We start from the raw sequence: 15790 nt of genomic DNA on the forward strand, positions 1-15790 counted from the left end.
GCGGCTTCCCTTGCCGCACAACCCGCTCCCGCGCCCGCCTTCCCGATGCCGATCGATGCCATTGCCGCACCGCTGACTTTGCTGGCAGTGGCCCTGCCCTTTCTCTTCTCCATCACCACGCCCCCGTCCACCAATGTCTGGCCGCTGCTGGCCTCGTGGACATGCATGCTGCTGCTGGCGGCGCTGGCCTGGCAACGCGCCCTGCGCTCGCGCCGCCACCCGGAGCTGTGCGACGGCGGCAGCACCATGGCCAACCGGCTGGCGCTGGGGCTGCTGCTGGCCGCGGTCGTGGGGGGCGTGGTCTGCCTTGTGCAGTACTTCGGGGGGGATGTGGGCCTGGCGCCCTGGATCAATGCCTCCACCCCGGGCCAGGCGGTGGGCAACCTGCGCCAGCGCAACCAGCAGGCCACGCTGGTGGCACTGGGGGCTTGGGCGCTGGCCTGGTCGGTGGCGCAATGGCAGGCCCGTGCGGACGTGAGGGGGCGGCGGCCGCCCCGTGCCGAGAGCCTGGTCGGCCTGGCTTTCGGCATGGCCTTGACCGTGCTGGCCCTGGCCAGCGCCGCCACCTCCTCGCGCACCGGCGCCGTGCAGTGGCTGGTCATCGTGGTGCTGCTGCTGTGGTGGCGCCGTTCGCTCGGGCGCATGGCACTTTCCGTGGCGCTCGGCGGGGTCGCGCTCTACATCGCGGCGGCCTGGCTGCTGCCACTGGCGCTGCAGAGCTTCAGCGGCGTGCAGGCCGAGGGCCTGTTCAACCGCTTCTCGGGCGATTCCCACCAGTGCACCAGCCGCCGCGTGCTCTGGTCCAACGTGCTCACCCTGATCGCGCAGAAGCCCTGGACGGGCTGGGGCTGGAACGAGCTCGACTACGCGCACTACACCACCCTGTTCCCCGGCGAGCGCTTTTGCGTGCTGCTGGACAACGCCCACAACCTGCCCCTGCACCTGGCGGTGGAGCTGGGCCTGCCCGCGGCGGTGCTGCTGTGCGGTGCGGCGCTGGCCTTCATCCTGCGGGCGCGGCCCTGGAGCGAGACCGACCCCGTGCGCCAACTGGCCTGGGGCATCCTGGCCCTCATCGGCGCCCACAGCATGCTGGAGTTTCCGCTCTGGTACGGGCCGTTCCAGCTGGCCGCCCTGGGCGCGCTGGCCCTGCTGTGGCCGCGCCGCCGTGTTCTGCGCGCGCCCTCTACGGCAGCGCTGGGGGCGGCGGGCATCGTGCTGATGGCGGGGGCCTTGTTCCTGGCCTGGGTGGCGCACGACTACCACCGCATCAGCCAGCTCTACCGGGTGCCCGAGAAGCGTGACCCCCTCTACCGTGACATGGCGCCGGCCACGACGGCACCTTCCCTGCTGTTCCAGGACCAGGTGGACTTCGCCCTCCTGCCCTCCATCGCGCTCACCCCCGCCACGGCGCAGCAGGTGTTCGACCTGTCCGGCCAACTGCTGCACTACTCGCCCGAACCCCGGGTCATCGAGAGGCGCATCGACAGCGCCGTCATGCTCGGCCGGGATGACGAGGCCGCCTACCACCTGCGCCGCTACCGCATTGCCTACCCCAAGGACCATGCGCGCTGGCTGAACAAGGCACCGGCTTCGTCCGCAAGCGCATCAAAGCCGCAGGAATGAGCCCACCAGGGGCAGGTGCACCTCGAAACCCGTGAGTGCATGGTCGCCGCCTTCGAGCACCTGTTGTTGCGCGGCCGGGTAGCGCGCCACCATCTCGCGCCAGTCCAGCACCTCGTCGCCCTGGGCGATGATGGCCAGCTCGGGGCCTGCGGGCGGCAGGCCGCGCACATCCAGCGCCTGCAGCTCGGCGATGTACTCGGGCCGGAAGAAAAAGCGCTCCGCCGGGTCGTGCCAGCTGGTTTGCTCGCCGATGTAGCGCGCCAGGTCGCGCGCCGGGTCGACGGCGGGGTTGAGCAGCACGCTCGGGCAGGCGAGCTGCTGCGCCACCCAGCTGGCATAGAAGCCGCCCAGCGAGGAGCCCACCACCGCACTCGTGGCCCGGGGCCAGTCTGCCACCGTGCTGGCCACCAGGGCCATGGCCTCGCGGGGCGAGGGGGGCAGCTGCGGGCACCAGAAATGCACGCCGGGGTGCTCGGCCGCCACATGGGCGGCCATCTGCCGCGCCTTGGCCGACTGGGGGGAAGAGCGGAAACCGTGCAGGTACAGGAGGTGGGTGGTGCGGTTCATGGAAACGGCGGCCAGGAAAGGCGTAACAGGGGTGGGGGCAGGGGAATCACTGCCTTGACAGGCCTTGCGCAGGCATAAGATGTTGCAAAGTGTATGTTGCAGCCTGCGGCACCGCACCGCCCTGATTCGCCCGACCATGACCGATTTTGCCCCGCCTTCCCCCGCGCGCCGCTCTGCCTGGGTGGTCGGAGACCGGGTGCCCCCACCCCAGGGGCGGTTCGAGCTGCAGCAGGCGCTGGTGGCCAACGGGCTTTTCACCCAATGGCGGGCGCTGGACCGGCGCGGCAAGCGCCCGGTCACCCTGCGGCAGTGGGCGGTGGCACCGCCGCATGCGGCGGCGGCACTCGAGCGCTGGCTGCAGGCCGCCGAGCAGGCCACCCGGCTGAGCCATGCCTTCCTCGTGCCGGTGCTGGAGGTCGACGTCCTCGCGCGCCAGCCCTACATCGTGCACGAGCCGGCGCCGGGCCCGACGCTGGCCGAGCACCTGGCGCGCCAGGGCCGCTGCACGCCGCACGATGCCGTGGCGCTGCTGGTGGATGTGCTCGATGCGCTGGAGGCCGTGCTCGGGGCCGGCCTGGTGCATGGCCGGGTGGACCTGGAGCACATCGCCATGGATCCGCAGCGCCACGCCCGCTTGCTGGGCCTGGGCTGGCATGCCCCGGCGTTCGGGGACGGGGACGCCGAGGCCAGTGCGGCCGACGACCTGCGCTCGGCCGCCCAGGTGCTGGTGCATCTGCTCACCGGCAGCCCCTGGGTCGGGGCTGCCGAGGCGGGGCGCGCCCTGCCTGCGGTGCTCGTGGGCGCCCTGGACGAGGGCTTGCGCGCCCTGCTGCAGCGCGCCCTGGGCCAGGACGGCGCGACCCCGTTCTCCGGCGCGACCGAGCTGCGCGATGCCCTGCGCGCCTGGGCGGCGCCCGTGAGCGCGCCGACGGCTGCCAGCAATGCCACGCTCGACTTCCTGCTGCGGCGCATGCGCCACAAGAGCGATTTTCCGGCCCTGTCCGACTCGGTGACGCGCATCCAGCGCGTGGCGCATTCCGAGGACGACAGCATCAGCGACCTCACGCACGAGATCCTCAAGGACGTGGCGCTGACCCACAAGCTGCTGCGCCTGGTCAACAGCGTGCACTACGCCCATGCTGGGCGCGGCACCATCAGCACGGTGTCGCGCGCGGTCAGCCTGGTGGGCTTCAATGCCGTGCGCAACATGGCCCTGAGCCTGGTGCTGCTCGACCACATGCAGGACAAGGCCCATGCCGAGCAGATGCGCGAGGAGTTCCTGCGCTCCATGATGGCCGGCTCGGTGGCGGCCGAGCTGTGCGGGCCCGGGCAGGGCGCCGAGGAGGCCTTCATCGGCGCCATGTTCCAGAACCTGGGGCGCATGCTGTGCAGCTTCTACTTCCCCGAAGAGGCCGAGCAGGTGCGCCACCTGGTGGCCGCAGGCCGGCTCGAGGGCGGGGAGGAGGCCGCCGCCATGCAGGTGCTGGGCCTGGGTTTCGAGGACCTGGGCACCGGCGTGGCCCGTGTCTGGGGCCTGCCCGAGAGCCTGCAGCGCTGCATGCGCAAGCCCCTGGGTTCGCCCACGGCGCGCCCGCCCGAGCAGGGCCCGGAGCGCCTGCGCTGGGTGGCGCTGGCCGCCAACGAGGTGGCCGACATGCTGCTGCACAGCGAGCCGGCCCGGCTCGAAGAGCGCCTGCAGGGCGTGGGCACCCGCTACAGCCGCACCCTGGCCCTGGCGCCCGCGGCCATTGGCGAGGCCACGCTGCGCGCGCGCCACAAGCTGGTGTCGCTGGCCGAAACCCTGGAGCTGCGGGTGCCGCCCGGCACGCCCGCCGCCCGTCTGCTGCAACTGCCCCGGGCGACGGAGGAGGGGGCGGCCGCCGTGCCGGACGACGCGCTGGCGCCCCATGAGCTGGGCGCGGGGGAGGCGCCGCCGCTGCCGGCGGTGCTGGCTTCGCAAGCCGGTGGCAGTGTCTCCGTGGCCCAGGTCAACGAGGTGCTGGCGGCGGGGGTGCAGGATGTCACCAACGCCATGGTGGACACCTTTGCGCTCAACGATGTGCTGCGCATGATCCTGGAGACCATGTTCCGGGCGCTGGGGTTCCGGCGCATGGTGTTCTGCCTGCGCGATGCCCGTACCGAGACGCTGGTGGGCCGCTTCGGCCTGGGCGAGGGCAGCGAGGCCGCCGTGCGCGCGATGCGGGTGCCCCTGAAGGTGCCCGGCGACCTGTTCGCCGCCGTCTGCCTGCGCGCGGCCGACACGCTGATCAACGATGCCACCGACCCGCGCATGCAGGCGCGCCTGCCCGAGTGGTACCGCGACGGGCTCAACGCCCCGTCCTTTCTGCTGCTGCCTCTGCAGATCAAGGGCCAGACCTTTGCGCTGATCTATGCCGACCAGTCGGTGGCCGGTGGCATCGTGGTGGACGACAAGGCCCTGGGCCTGCTGCGAACTCTGCGCAACCAGGCCGTGATGGCCTTCCGCCAGGCGGGTTGAGGTGCTTTTGCCGGCGGCCATGGCGGCCGGCCCCCGATAATCGGGGGATGGCCGCCGTTTTTGACAAGCCCTCCTTTGCCCAGCGCTTTCTCCCCCTGTTCCGGGGTTTCGACCTGCCGCTGGTGCTGATCATTCTGCTGCTCGCCAGTGCGGGCCTGCTGGCCATGTATTCCTCGGGCTATGACCATGGCACGCGCTTCATGGACCATGGGCGCAACATGCTGATCGCCTGTGCCATCCTGTTCGTGGTGGCCCAGGTGCCGCCCCAGAAGATCATGGTGTTTGCCGTGCCGCTGTACGCCGCGGGGGTGGCGTTGCTGATCGCGGTGGCGCTGTTCGGCATCACCAAGAAGGGCGCGCAGCGCTGGGTGAACCTGGGCATCGTCATCCAGCCCAGCGAAATCCTCAAGATCGCCATGCCGCTGATGCTGGCCTGGTGGTTCCAGAAGCGCGAGGGCACGCTGCGGCCGCTCGATTTCGCGGCGGCCGGGCTGCTGCTGGCGATTCCGGTGGGCCTGATCATGAAGCAGCCCGACCTGGGCACCTCGCTGCTGGTGCTGGCGGCCGGCCTGTCGGTGATCTTCTTTGCCGGCCTGCCCTGGAAGCTGGTGCTGCCGCCGGTGCTGATCGGTGGCATCGGCATCGCCATCCTGGTGGTCATGGGCGATCCCTGGTGCGCGGACGGGGTGCGCTGGCCGGTGCTGCACGACTACCAGCAGCAGCGCATCTGCACCCTGCTGGACCCCACACGCGACCCGCTGGGCAAGGGCTTTCACATCATCCAGGGCATGATCGCCATCGGCTCGGGCGGCATGTTCGGCAAGGGCTTCATGGCCGGCACCCAGACCCACCTGGAGTTCATTCCCGAGCGCACCACCGACTTCATCTTCGCCGCCTATTCCGAGGAGTTCGGCCTCGCGGGCAACCTGTTCCTGATCACCTGCTTCCTGCTGCTGGTCTGGCGCGGGCTGGCCATCGCCGTGGGCGCCACCAGCCTGTTCGGGCGCCTGATGGCGGGCGCCGTGTCCATGATCTTCTTCACCTATGCCTTCGTGAACATGGGCATGGTCAGCGGCATCCTCCCCGTGGTGGGGGTGCCGCTGCCCTTCGTCAGCTATGGCGGCACGGCCATGGTCACGCTGGGGCTGGCGCTGGGCATCCTGATGTCCGTTGCCCGCGCCCAGAGGGCCGACCCCAAGGATGCGCCGCCGGCCCTGCAGGCCGGCTGAAATGAATCACCCCCTGAGGCGCTTTGCGCCTTCACCCCTCTCTCATATTGCTTCGCAATCTGGGAGGGGGACGCCCCCAGCGCGGCGGGGCGGTCCTTGCGCGGGGGCACTGGCTTGGGCCGCGCCAGTTGCATGCGTCGCGGGTGGCGCGCAGCGAGATGAATAACTGATACGGCTTCGCCTCCAACCGTCCAACGTCGCCGGTTCGCCTTGCGGTGCTACAGCACTGTCTGCGGCTCCCGCCTGGCTACGATCCCAAGCAAATCCGTATGAGGCGATGAATCGGGGATGGGGCCATTGTCATGGCGGGCGCTTGGGGTTACAAATGCCGTTCACCGGCTTTTCGACCATCCCAGGGAGGTGCTTCCATGGCGTCCAAGTTCGAGCTCAAGAAGTCCAGGAACGACAAGTTCGTCTTCAACCTGCTGGCCGCCAATGGCCAGGTGATCCTCACCAGCGAGTTGTACGAATCCCGCGCCAGCGCCCTGAGCGGCATCGAATCCGTGCGCAAGAACGCATCCGATGACGGCCGCTATGGCCGCCTGTGCGCCAAGGACGGCTCGCCCTACTTCACCCTCAAGGCCGGCAACGGCCAGGTCATCGGCCAGAGCCAGCGCTATTCGGGCGAGAAGGCGCGCGAGGCGGGGATCGAGTCGGTCAAGGCCAATGCCCCGGGGGCCGTGGCCGACGATCAGAGCGCTTGAACCGCGCCGTGCGGGGGGCGGGTGCCCCTGTGCCGCACGGGGCATGCATGCGCGCCTAAAATGGCCGCATGAACCCCAGCTCCTCTACCGCCGCGCCCCAGAAGGCCTCCACCACCCAGCGCATCGACGTTGCCCGGCAACTGCTCCTGGCGCCTTTCGGCCTGGATGAGAGCCATCTGGCCCGTGCGCTGGCCGAGATCCGCACGCACCAGGTGGACGATGCGGACCTGTACTTCCAGTACACGCGCAGCGAAGGCTGGAGCCTGGAGGAGGGCATCGTCAAGACCGGTTCCTTCAGCATCGACCAGGGCGTGGGTGTGCGTGCCGTGAGCGGCGAGAAGACGGCATTTGCCTACTCCGACGACATTTCCGAGGCCTCGCTGCTCGATGCCGCGCGCACGGTGCGCACCATCGGCGCGGCCGCACAGTCGGGCCGCGTAAAGGTACCCGGCCAGAAGATCGCCACCAGCCGCAGCCTCTACCCCGGCGTGGACCCCATCGCCTCGCTGGACAGCACGGCCAAGGTGGCCTTGCTCGAACGCCTGGAAAAGCGCGCCCGGGCCAAGGACCCGCGCGTGGCCCAGGTCATGGCCGGCCTGGCCAGCGAATACGACGTGGTGCTGGTGGCGCGCGCCGACGGCACGCTGGCGGCCGACGTGCGCCCGCTGGTGCGCCTGTCGGTCACGGTGATCGCCGAGCAGAACGGCCGCCGCGAAATGGGCTCGGCCGGCGGCGGTGGCCGCTTCGGCCTGGCCTACTTCGACGATGAGCAGATGGGCAAGTACGTGGACGAGGCCGTGAATGCGGCCCTGGTCAACCTCGAATCGCGCCCCGCACCGGCGGGCGAGATGACGGTGGTGCTCGGTTCGGGCTGGCCCGGCATCCTGCTGCACGAGGCCATCGGCCACGGGCTCGAAGGCGACTTCAACCGCAAGGGCTCGTCGGCCTTCAGCGGCCGGGTGGGCCAGCGCGTGGCGGCCAAGGGCGTCACGGTGCTGGACGACGGCACCATCGCCGACCGCCGCGGCTCGCTCAACGTCGACGACGAAGGCAATGCCAGCCAGCGCAACGTGCTGATCGAGGACGGCATCCTCAAGGGCTACATCCAGGATTCCATGAATGCACGCCTGATGGGCGTGGCGCCCACCGGCAACGGCCGGCGCGAGAGCTATGCCCACATCCCCATGCCGCGCATGACCAACACCTACATGCTGGGCGGCGACAAGGATCCAGAGGAGATCATCGCCAGCATCAAGAAGGGGCTGTACGCCTCCAACTTCGGTGGTGGCCAGGTGGACATCACCTCGGGCAAGTTCGTGTTCTCTGCCAGCGAGGCCTACTGGGTCGAGAACGGCAAGATCCAGTACCCCGTGAAGGGCGCGACCATCATCGGCAGCGGCCCCGAGTCGCTCAAGAAGGTGACCCTGATCGGCAACGACATGCGCCTCGACAGCGGCGTGGGCACCTGCGGCAAGGAAGGCCAGAGCGTGCCCGTGGGCGTGGGCCAGCCCACGCTGCGCATCGAGGGCCTGACGGTCGGCGGAACAGCATAGGCTCCCCCTGAGTCGCTTCGCGCCATCCCCCTGAGGGGGACGCCCCCGGTGGCCCGGCAAAGCCGGTTCCACGGGGGCACTGGCCTGGGTCGCGCCAGTTTCACCGGCTGTGGAAATGGTGTGCGCGTCTGCATCACTTGTTGCGTAGCCACACCATTCGCGCCGCCCATTGCCCGCAATTGGCGGGTCTTCACCCGCCAATTGGCATGCCTGGGGCTTGCACGTAGCCGCACAGGGTCTGGGCGGCGCACAATGCCATCCATGACTGCCACGCGCCCCAGTCTGCAGCACACCCTCCAGTCGTTTGGCGACATCAGCCGCTTTCTGCGCGAGAGCGTGGCCGACGAGGATTCGCGCCTGCTGCGCGACAGCCTGAGCGGTCTGTCCAACCACATCGATGAGGCGGTGCGCACGCGCCGCACCAGCACCGATACGGTGGCCATCACGCGCCGCGTGGTGGGTTTGTCGCACTGCGCGCGCGAGCACCAGCTGTTCCTCACCGGGCTGGGATCGGCCTGGCATGCGCTCTACGAGTTCGGTGCCTACCAGCGCGCCCTGCGGGAATTGCGCCAGGCCATCACCGCCTGGCAGCAGGCGCTGGAGCAGCGCAACACGCGCGAAAGCGCCTGCTTCGACCAGTTCGAGCTGCTGGCCTGGCGCACGCTGGGCGAGGCCTTGCTGCTGGTGGACATGTACGAGCACCAGAGCGAGCCGGTGAGCGAGTTGCCCAGCGAGCCGCCGCCCCCGCGCTCGGCCTTGCAGCGCGCGGCTGCCTGGCTGCGCCGTCTGCGCAGCTGATTTTTCGGCTGCGCTTTTCGGCCCCGCAGCCGCCCCTGGATCGCCTGGCAGACCGCTGTTGCGTTGCAACTTCGCAACGCACGGGGGTTGTTGCAATGCGGCAAGACTGTGCTACATTGATTGCCATGCAAGTTCGCAGCGCGTTTTATTTTTGGTTTTTTATCTCAGTCCCCGGCGGATGAGAGGCGAACGCGCAAGCACACACAACCTCCCCATACCAACCGCCGACGCTGCAAAGCCCGGCGGTTTTTGTTTTTCTGCCCTCCCCTTTTCCATCCACTTTGCAGCCCACGAGGAAGACAACATGACGGCCCATTCCAACCCCACCAGCGATGCCTGGTACCGCAGCGTCGAGAAAACCAGCCAGACCGACGACGAACGTATCAAGGACATCACCGTGTTGCCCCCTCCCGAACACCTGATCCGCTTTTTCCCCATCAGCGGCACGCCGGTGGAATCGCTGATCACCCAGACCCGCAAGAACATCCACAACATCATGGCCGGCGAGGACGATCGCCTGCTGGTGGTCATCGGTCCCTGCTCCATCCACGACCCGGTGGCCGCGCTCGAGTACGCGCGCCGCCTCAAGGTGGCACGCGAGCAGTACAAGGACACGCTGGAGATCGTGATGCGCGTCTACTTCGAGAAGCCCCGCACCACGGTGGGCTGGAAGGGCCTGATCAACGACCCCTACCTCGATGAGACCTACCGCATTGACGAAGGCCTGCGCATCGCGCGCCAGCTGCTCATCGACATCAACCGCCTGGGCATGCCCGCGGGCAGCGAGTTCCTGGACGTGATCTCGCCCCAGTACATCGGCGACCTGATCTCCTGGGGCGCCATCGGCGCGCGCACCACCGAGAGCCAGGTGCACCGCGAGCTGGCCTCGGGCCTGTCGGCCCCCATCGGCTTCAAGAACGGCACGGACGGCAACATCCGCATCGCCACCGACGCCATCCAGTCGGCCAGCCGCGGCCACCACTTCCTGTCGGTGCACAAGAACGGCCAGGTCGCCATCGTCAACACCAATGGCAACAAGGACTGCCACGTGATCCTGCGCGGTGGCAAGGCGCCGAACTACGACGCCGACAGCGTGGCCGCGGCCTGCAAGGACCTCGAAGCCGCCAAGCTGCCCGCCACCCTGATGGTGGACTGCAGCCATGCCAACAGCAGCAAGCAGCACCAAAAGCAGATGGACGTGGCGCGCGACGTGGCCGGCCAGATCGCGGGCGGCTCGCGCAGCGTCTTCGGCCTGATGATCGAGAGCCACCTGTCGGCCGGTGCCCAGAAGTTCACGCCCGGCAAGGACGATGCCTCGGCCCTGGCCTATGGCCTGAGCATCACCGATGCCTGCCTGGGCTGGGACGATTCGCTGCAGTCGCTGGCCGACCTGTCGGCGGCAGTCCAAGCCCGCCGTTCGCGCTGAGGGCGCTTTTCAGCTGCTGCGTGTAAGCTCCTGGCATGGCCTTCGGCGGTCGCCGGGGGCTGGCACTCTGCAGAAAAAGAAAGGCACCCCATGCACAGCGAAGTCTCCGTCCGTCTGGCGGGCAACCAGGAATTCCGCTTCGACCTCGCCAGCGCCGAGCCCATGGCCCATGAGGAAGGGCGCCGCTGGCTCGACGAGCAGTTCACCCGCCTCGATTGCGAACCCCTGCGTGCCAGTGGCAAGGTGCTGCTGGCCGACAAGGTGCTCGTCGTGGCCCAGGCTGCGGGCAGCCCGCTGATGGGCGATCCCCAGTGGTCGCGCGATTTCGCACGCGCCGCCAGTGCCGCGCTGGCCCGGCCGGTCGTTCGGGTCGACGTCCCCGCGATGGCTGTAACGTTTTGATCCCCCCTGAGTCGCTTCGCGCCTTCCCCCCAGGGGGGGCGCCCCCAGCGCAAGCGCTGGATACGCCGCCTTCGCGGCGGGGCGGCCCTTGCGCGGGGGCACTGGCTTAGGCTGTGCCGGTATTTCAGGCTGACAGCACTTCAGACAACTGAGATCGAGGCGGTGGGGTCTACCGCGCCAGCGCCTGCAGCAGGCGTGCATGCACCCCGCCGAAGCCGCCATTGCTCATGCACACGATGTGGTCGCCGGGGCGTGCCGCGGCGCTGACCTGGGCCACCAGGGTGTCGATGTCGGGGGCGGTCTGGGCGCGTTGGCCCGGGCCGACGCCCAGGGGGGCGAGGGCTTCTGCCGCATCCCAGTCCAGCCCGGCGGTGTGGCAGAACGCCAGGTCGGCCGATTCGAGCGCCCAGGGCAGCTGGCTTTTCATGGCGCCCAGCTTCATGGTGTTGCTGCGCGGCTCGAACACCGCGAGGATGCGTGCGCCGGCAGGCAGGGTGCGTCGCAGGCCGTCGAGCGTGGTGCGCAGTGCGGTCGGGTGGTGGGCGAAATCGTCGTACACCGCCACGCCGTTGACCGTGCCGCGCAGTTCCATGCGGCGCTTGACGTTCTGAAAGCTCCCCAGCGCCCGTGCCGCCTGCTCGGGCACCACGCCCACGTGCTGGGCAGCGGCGATGGCGGCCAGCGCATTGAGCTGGTTGTGCACGCCGGTGAGTGACCACTCCACCCGGGCCACGGCACGGCCCTGGTGCAGCACATCGAAGGCCTGGGGCTCGCCCACGGCCGCAAAATCACCCACGGCCGCGCCAAAGCTGCTCACACTGCTCCAGCAGCCGGCATGCAGCACGCGCGCCAGGCTCTCCTCCAGCCCGTTGACCACCACGCGGCCCGAAGGCGGTACGGTGCGTACCAGGTGGTGGAATTGGCGCTCGATGGCGGCCAGATCATCGAAGATGTCGGCGTGATCGAATTCCAGGTTGTTGAGCACCGCCGTGCGTGGCCGGTAGTGCACGAACTTGCTGCGTTTGTCGAAGAAGGCCGTGTCGTATTCGTCGGCCTCGATCACGAACAGGGGGCTTGCGCCCAGCGGGCCATCGGCCGCATGCGGACGGGCGGCAGCGCCCAGCCGGGCCGAGAGGCCGAAGTTCAGGGGCACACCACCGATCAGGAAACCGGGCTGCTGGCCCGCGCTCTCCAGGATCCAGGCCAGCATCGAGGTGGTGGTGGTCTTGCCGTGCGTGCCGGCCACGGCCAGCACATGGCGGCCCTGCAGCACCTGCTCGGCCAGCCACTGGGGGCCGCTGGTGTAGGGGGCGCCCGCATCGAGGATGGCTTCCATCAAGGGGTACTTGGGGCTCCCGTCGGGCAGGCGCGCCCGGCTGACCACATTGCCGACCACGAACACATCGGGCGCGAGGTCCAGCTGGTCCGTGCCATAGCCCTCGATCAGCTCGATGCCCAGGGCGCGCAACTGGTCGCTCATGGGCGGGTAGACGCCCGCGTCGCAGCCGGTGACCCGGTGGCCCGCTTCGCGGGCCAGGGCCGCCAGGCCGCCCATGAAGGTGCCGCAGATGCCCAGTATGTGAATATGCATGGGCGATGATTCTAAGGTTCCCGGTCTGCAGGTCTGCGTTGGCAGCCCGGTGTCTTGGATTGCTATTGTTTGAACAGCGCGGCGTGTCAATGGCCCTGTGCTCTGCCATGCTGTGGGGGAATGCAGGCGACACCGCGCGCGCGTTCGCGCCACAATGGAGCTCCCATTGCCTGCCCGGTGTGTGCCATGACCTCCGACCTCAGTGCCGAAATCGCCCAAGCCACCGCCCGCATCGTTGTCGAAGAGGGGATGGAGTGGGGCCCCGCCAAGCGCCGCGCCGTGCGCGACATGGGCCTGTCCGCCCGCACGCCGCTGCCCGGCAACGACGAGGTGGAGGATGCGGTGCGCGAGTACATCGCGCTCTTTTGCGCCGACACCCAGCCGCGCGAACTGCGCGCCCTGCGCCAGCTGGCCCTGGTGTGGATGGAGCGCATGGCGGCCTTCCGGCCCCACCTGGCGGGGGCGGTCTGGCACGGCACGGCCACGCGCCTGTCGGATATTTACCTGCAGTTGTTCTGCGATGACTCCAAGTCGGCCGAAATTGCGCTCATCGACCACCATGTGGACTACGAGCCGCGCACGGTCACGGGATTCCATGGCGAATCGGTCGAGGCCCTGAGCCTGGGCAGCAAGTCGCCCGAACTCAATGAAATGATCGGCGTCCACCTGCTGGTGTATGACCTGGATGACCTGCGCGGGGCCTTGAAACCCGATTCCAAGGGGCGCACGCCCCGCGGCGACATCACGGCCGTGCGCCGCCTGCTCCAAGACACGGAAACCCCTGCTCCATGAATTCGCCTTTGCCCGAGACCTCGCCCGCACCCTCTCCTGTACCGCCCGCGCTCCCGGATGCGGCCCGCCGCCGCTGGCTGTATGCCGGTGTGGCAGGGGCGGCCGCCGTGGCAGGGGTGGCCTGGTGGAAGTTCCAGCCGCATGCGATGGAAAGCGAGGCGGAGAAGGCCCTGTGGGCCATGGAGTTCGAAACCCCGGAGGGCACGGCACTTCCCTTGAAGCCCTACCTGGGCAAGCCGCTGCTCATCAACTTCTGGGCCACCTGGTGTGCCCCGTGCGTGGAAGAGCTGCCCATGCTCAACGCCTTTTACCGCGAACAGGCGCCCAAAGGCTGGCAGGTGGTGGCACTGGCCATCGATCAGCCGTCTTCTGTGCGCAAGTTCCTGGCCAAGCTGCCGCTCGCCTTCCCGGTCGGGCTGGCGGGCATGCAGGGCACGGACCTGGGGCGCTCGCTGGGAAACCTCACGGGGGGCCTGCCCTTTACCGTGGTCCTGGGTGGGGAGGGGCGGGTGCTGCACCGTAAAATGGGCCAGGTCACGGCGCAGGATCTGCAGCAGTGGGCGGCCCTGCGCTGAGCCGCACCGCACGCAACGCCCTGCTGATCCGCCATTTGTGCTGATGTCGACACTCCGGCGTTCATCAAAATTGTGCTTCAAAGACGGAAATAGGGCGAAATTGGAGTAAATTCGCGCCCTGTTCAGTTTTTAGCCGTTGGAGCTTTCATGGATCTGCGAAAACTCAAGACCCTCATCGACCTCGTGTCCGAGTCGAATGTGTCCGAACTCGAAATCACGGAAGCCGAGGGCAAGGTCCGTATCGTCAAGAGCGGCGGTGCCGTGGTCCAGCAGTATGTCCCCGCGCCCGTGCAGCAGGCCCCGGCTCCCGCCCAGGCCGCCGCGGCCCCCGTGGCCGAGCTGCCAGCCCCCGCACCCGCCGTGCCGGCAGGCCATACCGTCAAGTCGCCCATGGTCGGTACCTTCTACCGCTCGTCCAGCCCCGGCGCCAAGCCTTTCGTCGAGATCGGCAGCCAGGTCAAGGAAGGCGAGACCATCTGCATCATCGAGGCCATGAAGATCCTCAACGAGATCGAGGCCGACAAGTCCGGCACGGTGACCCGCATCCTGGGTGAGAACGGCCAGGCCGTGGAATACGGACAACCGCTGTTCGTTATCGAATAAGGTTCGCATGTTCAAGAAGATTCTTGTAGCCAACCGTGGCGAGATTGCGTTGAGAATTCAGCGCGCCTGCCATGAGCTGGGCGTGAAGGCCGTGATGGTCTACTCCGAGGCCGACCGCGACGCCAAGTACGTCAAGCTGGCCGAAGAGGCGGTGTGCATCGGCCCCGCGCCCTCGCCGCTGTCCTACCTCAACATGCCGGCCATCATCTCGGCCGCCGAAGTCACCGATGCCGAGGCCATCCACCCCGGCTACGGCTTCCTGTCCGAGAACGCCGACTTCGCCGAGCGCGTGGAAAAGAGCGGCTTCCAGTTCATCGGCCCCACGCCCGAGTCGATCCGCATCATGGGCGACAAGGTGTCGGCCAAGCAGGCCATGATCCGCGCGGGCGTGCCCTGCGTGCCCGGCTCCGAGGGCGAGCTGCCCGAAGACCCGGTGCAGATCCGCCGCATCGCCAAGGCCGTCGGCTATCCCGTGATCATCAAGGCCGCAGGCGGCGGCGGTGGCCGCGGCATGCGCGTGGTGCACACCGAGGCCGCCCTGGTCAATGCCGTGCAGATGACCAAGGCCGAAGCCGGTGCCGCGTTCGGCAATCCGGCGGTGTACATGGAGAAGTTCCTCCAGAACCCGCGCCACATTGAGATCCAGGTGCTGGCCGACAAGCACCGCAATGCCGTCTACCTGGGCGAGCGTGATTGCTCCATGCAGCGCCGCCACCAGAAGGTGATCGAGGAAGCACCGGCTCCGGGCATCCCGCGCAAGCTGATCGAGAAGATTGGCGAGCGCTGCGTCGCCGCCTGCAAGAAGATCGGCTACCGCGGCGCGGGCACCTTCGAGTTCCTGTACGAGAACGGCGAGTTCTACTTCATCGAGATGAACACCCGCGTGCAGGTGGAGCACCCCGTGACCGAATGGATCACGGGCGTGGACATCGTGAAGACGCAGATCATGGTGGCGGCCGGCGAGAAGCTGCCCTTCACCCAGCGCCAGATCGAGATCCGCGGCCATGCCATCGAGTGCCGGGTGAATGCAGAAGACCCCTACAAGTTCACCCCCTCGCCAGGGCGCATCACGACCTGGCACCCGCCAGGCGGCCCGGGCGTGCGCGTGGACTCGCATGCCTATACCAACTACTTCGTGCCGCCCAACTACGACTCGATGATCGGCAAGATCATCGTGCACGGCGATACGCGCGAACAGGCGCTGGCGCGCATGCGCACGGCGCTGTCGGAGACGGTGATCGAAGGCATCAACACCAATGTGCCGCTGCACCGCGAGCTCATGGTGGACGCCAAGTTCATGGCCGGCGGCACCAACATCCACTATTTGGAAGAATGGCTCTCGCACCACAAGCGTTGAGCACCTCCCCGGTGGTTTGATTCATATGCTGGCCCCTGGCGACGGGGGCCGGCATTTCATTTTTTCTGAGAGG

Annotated in this window: 14 protein-coding genes; 12 read left to right on the forward strand and 2 right to left on the reverse strand. The window is 68.3% G+C overall.

Going from position 1 to position 15790, the window contains the following annotated elements; all coding sequences use genetic code 11:
* Positions 1-45 precede the first annotated feature (45 nt).
* Positions 46-1623, forward strand: a complete 1578-nt coding sequence (locus tag HNP48_RS12640; protein WP_184857317.1) for a Wzy polymerase domain-containing protein — start codon at positions 46-48, stop codon at positions 1621-1623.
* On the opposite strand, the gene HNP48_RS12645 is transcribed toward HNP48_RS12640, so the two are convergent.
* A complete protein-coding gene (locus HNP48_RS12645; RefSeq protein WP_184857319.1) occupies positions 1606-2190 on the reverse strand; it encodes a YqiA/YcfP family alpha/beta fold hydrolase in 585 nt (194 codons plus the stop codon). The two genes, HNP48_RS12640 and HNP48_RS12645, sit on opposite strands and share 18 nt — an antisense overlap.
* Before the next feature lie 136 nt (positions 2191-2326).
* On the opposite strand from HNP48_RS12645, the gene HNP48_RS12650 reads away from it, so the two are divergent.
* The 7 genes from HNP48_RS12650 (at position 2327) to HNP48_RS12680 (ending at position 10799) form a co-directional block, all read left to right on the forward strand.
* Positions 2327-4687: an HDOD domain-containing protein gene (locus HNP48_RS12650; protein ID WP_184857321.1), complete on the forward strand. Its 2361-nt coding sequence runs from the start codon at positions 2327-2329 to the stop codon at positions 4685-4687.
* Positions 4688-4734: 47 nt separating this feature from the next.
* Positions 4735-5916, forward strand: coding sequence for a rod shape-determining protein RodA (gene rodA, locus HNP48_RS12655; protein ID WP_184857323.1), 1182 nt, complete (start codon positions 4735-4737; stop codon positions 5914-5916).
* A gap of 368 nt (positions 5917-6284) precedes the next feature.
* The gene (locus tag HNP48_RS12660; protein ID WP_184857325.1) at positions 6285-6620 is read left to right on the forward strand and encodes a YegP family protein; all 336 of its coding nucleotides are present in this window, start codon (positions 6285-6287) and stop codon (positions 6618-6620) included.
* 68 nt (positions 6621-6688) lie between these two features.
* Positions 6689-8173: a metalloprotease TldD gene (gene tldD, locus HNP48_RS12665; protein ID WP_184857327.1), complete on the forward strand. Its 1485-nt coding sequence runs from the start codon at positions 6689-6691 to the stop codon at positions 8171-8173.
* A 261-nt stretch (positions 8174-8434) separates the two neighbouring features.
* Entirely contained in the window at positions 8435-8971 is a 537-nt protein-coding gene (locus tag HNP48_RS12670; protein ID WP_184857329.1) for a hypothetical protein, read from the forward strand.
* Between the two features lie 304 nt (positions 8972-9275).
* Positions 9276-10397 carry a 3-deoxy-7-phosphoheptulonate synthase gene (locus HNP48_RS12675; RefSeq protein WP_184857331.1) on the forward strand — a complete coding sequence of 374 codons (1122 nt, stop codon included), beginning with the start codon at positions 9276-9278 and terminating at the stop codon, positions 10395-10397.
* Positions 10398-10487: 90 nt separating this feature from the next.
* Complete coding sequence (locus HNP48_RS12680) at positions 10488-10799, forward strand: hypothetical protein (protein ID WP_184857333.1); 312 nt, start codon at positions 10488-10490, stop codon at positions 10797-10799.
* A 169-nt stretch (positions 10800-10968) separates the two neighbouring features.
* Here HNP48_RS12680 and mpl read toward each other — a convergent pair whose 3' ends face one another.
* Positions 10969-12390 (reverse strand): UDP-N-acetylmuramate:L-alanyl-gamma-D-glutamyl-meso-diaminopimelate ligase, encoded by a 1422-nt coding sequence (gene mpl, locus HNP48_RS12685; RefSeq protein ID WP_184857335.1) that lies wholly within the window; start codon positions 12388-12390, stop codon positions 10969-10971.
* 186 nt (positions 12391-12576) lie between these two features.
* Here mpl and HNP48_RS12690 point away from each other — a divergent pair, with 186 nt between their 5' ends.
* From HNP48_RS12690 to accC, 4 genes are all read left to right on the forward strand, one after another.
* Positions 12577-13182 (forward strand): hypothetical protein, encoded by a 606-nt coding sequence (locus tag HNP48_RS12690; RefSeq protein WP_184857337.1) that lies wholly within the window; start codon positions 12577-12579, stop codon positions 13180-13182.
* Positions 13179-13757, forward strand: coding sequence for a TlpA disulfide reductase family protein (locus HNP48_RS12695; RefSeq protein ID WP_184857339.1), 579 nt, complete (start codon positions 13179-13181; stop codon positions 13755-13757). The genes HNP48_RS12690 and HNP48_RS12695 overlap by 4 nt, the downstream gene beginning before the upstream one ends.
* Before the next feature lie 147 nt (positions 13758-13904).
* On the forward strand, positions 13905-14360 hold the full coding sequence (gene accB / locus HNP48_RS12700; RefSeq protein ID WP_184857341.1) for an acetyl-CoA carboxylase biotin carboxyl carrier protein: 456 nt from the start codon (positions 13905-13907) through the stop codon (positions 14358-14360).
* Between the two features lie 7 nt (positions 14361-14367).
* Positions 14368-15717, forward strand: coding sequence for an acetyl-CoA carboxylase biotin carboxylase subunit (accC, locus tag HNP48_RS12705; protein WP_184857343.1), 1350 nt, complete (start codon positions 14368-14370; stop codon positions 15715-15717).
* Positions 15718-15790: the final 73 nt, after the last annotated feature.

Source organism: Acidovorax soli, assembly GCF_014207955.1.
GTDB lineage: Bacteria > Pseudomonadota > Gammaproteobacteria > Burkholderiales > Burkholderiaceae_C > Acidovorax > Acidovorax soli_A.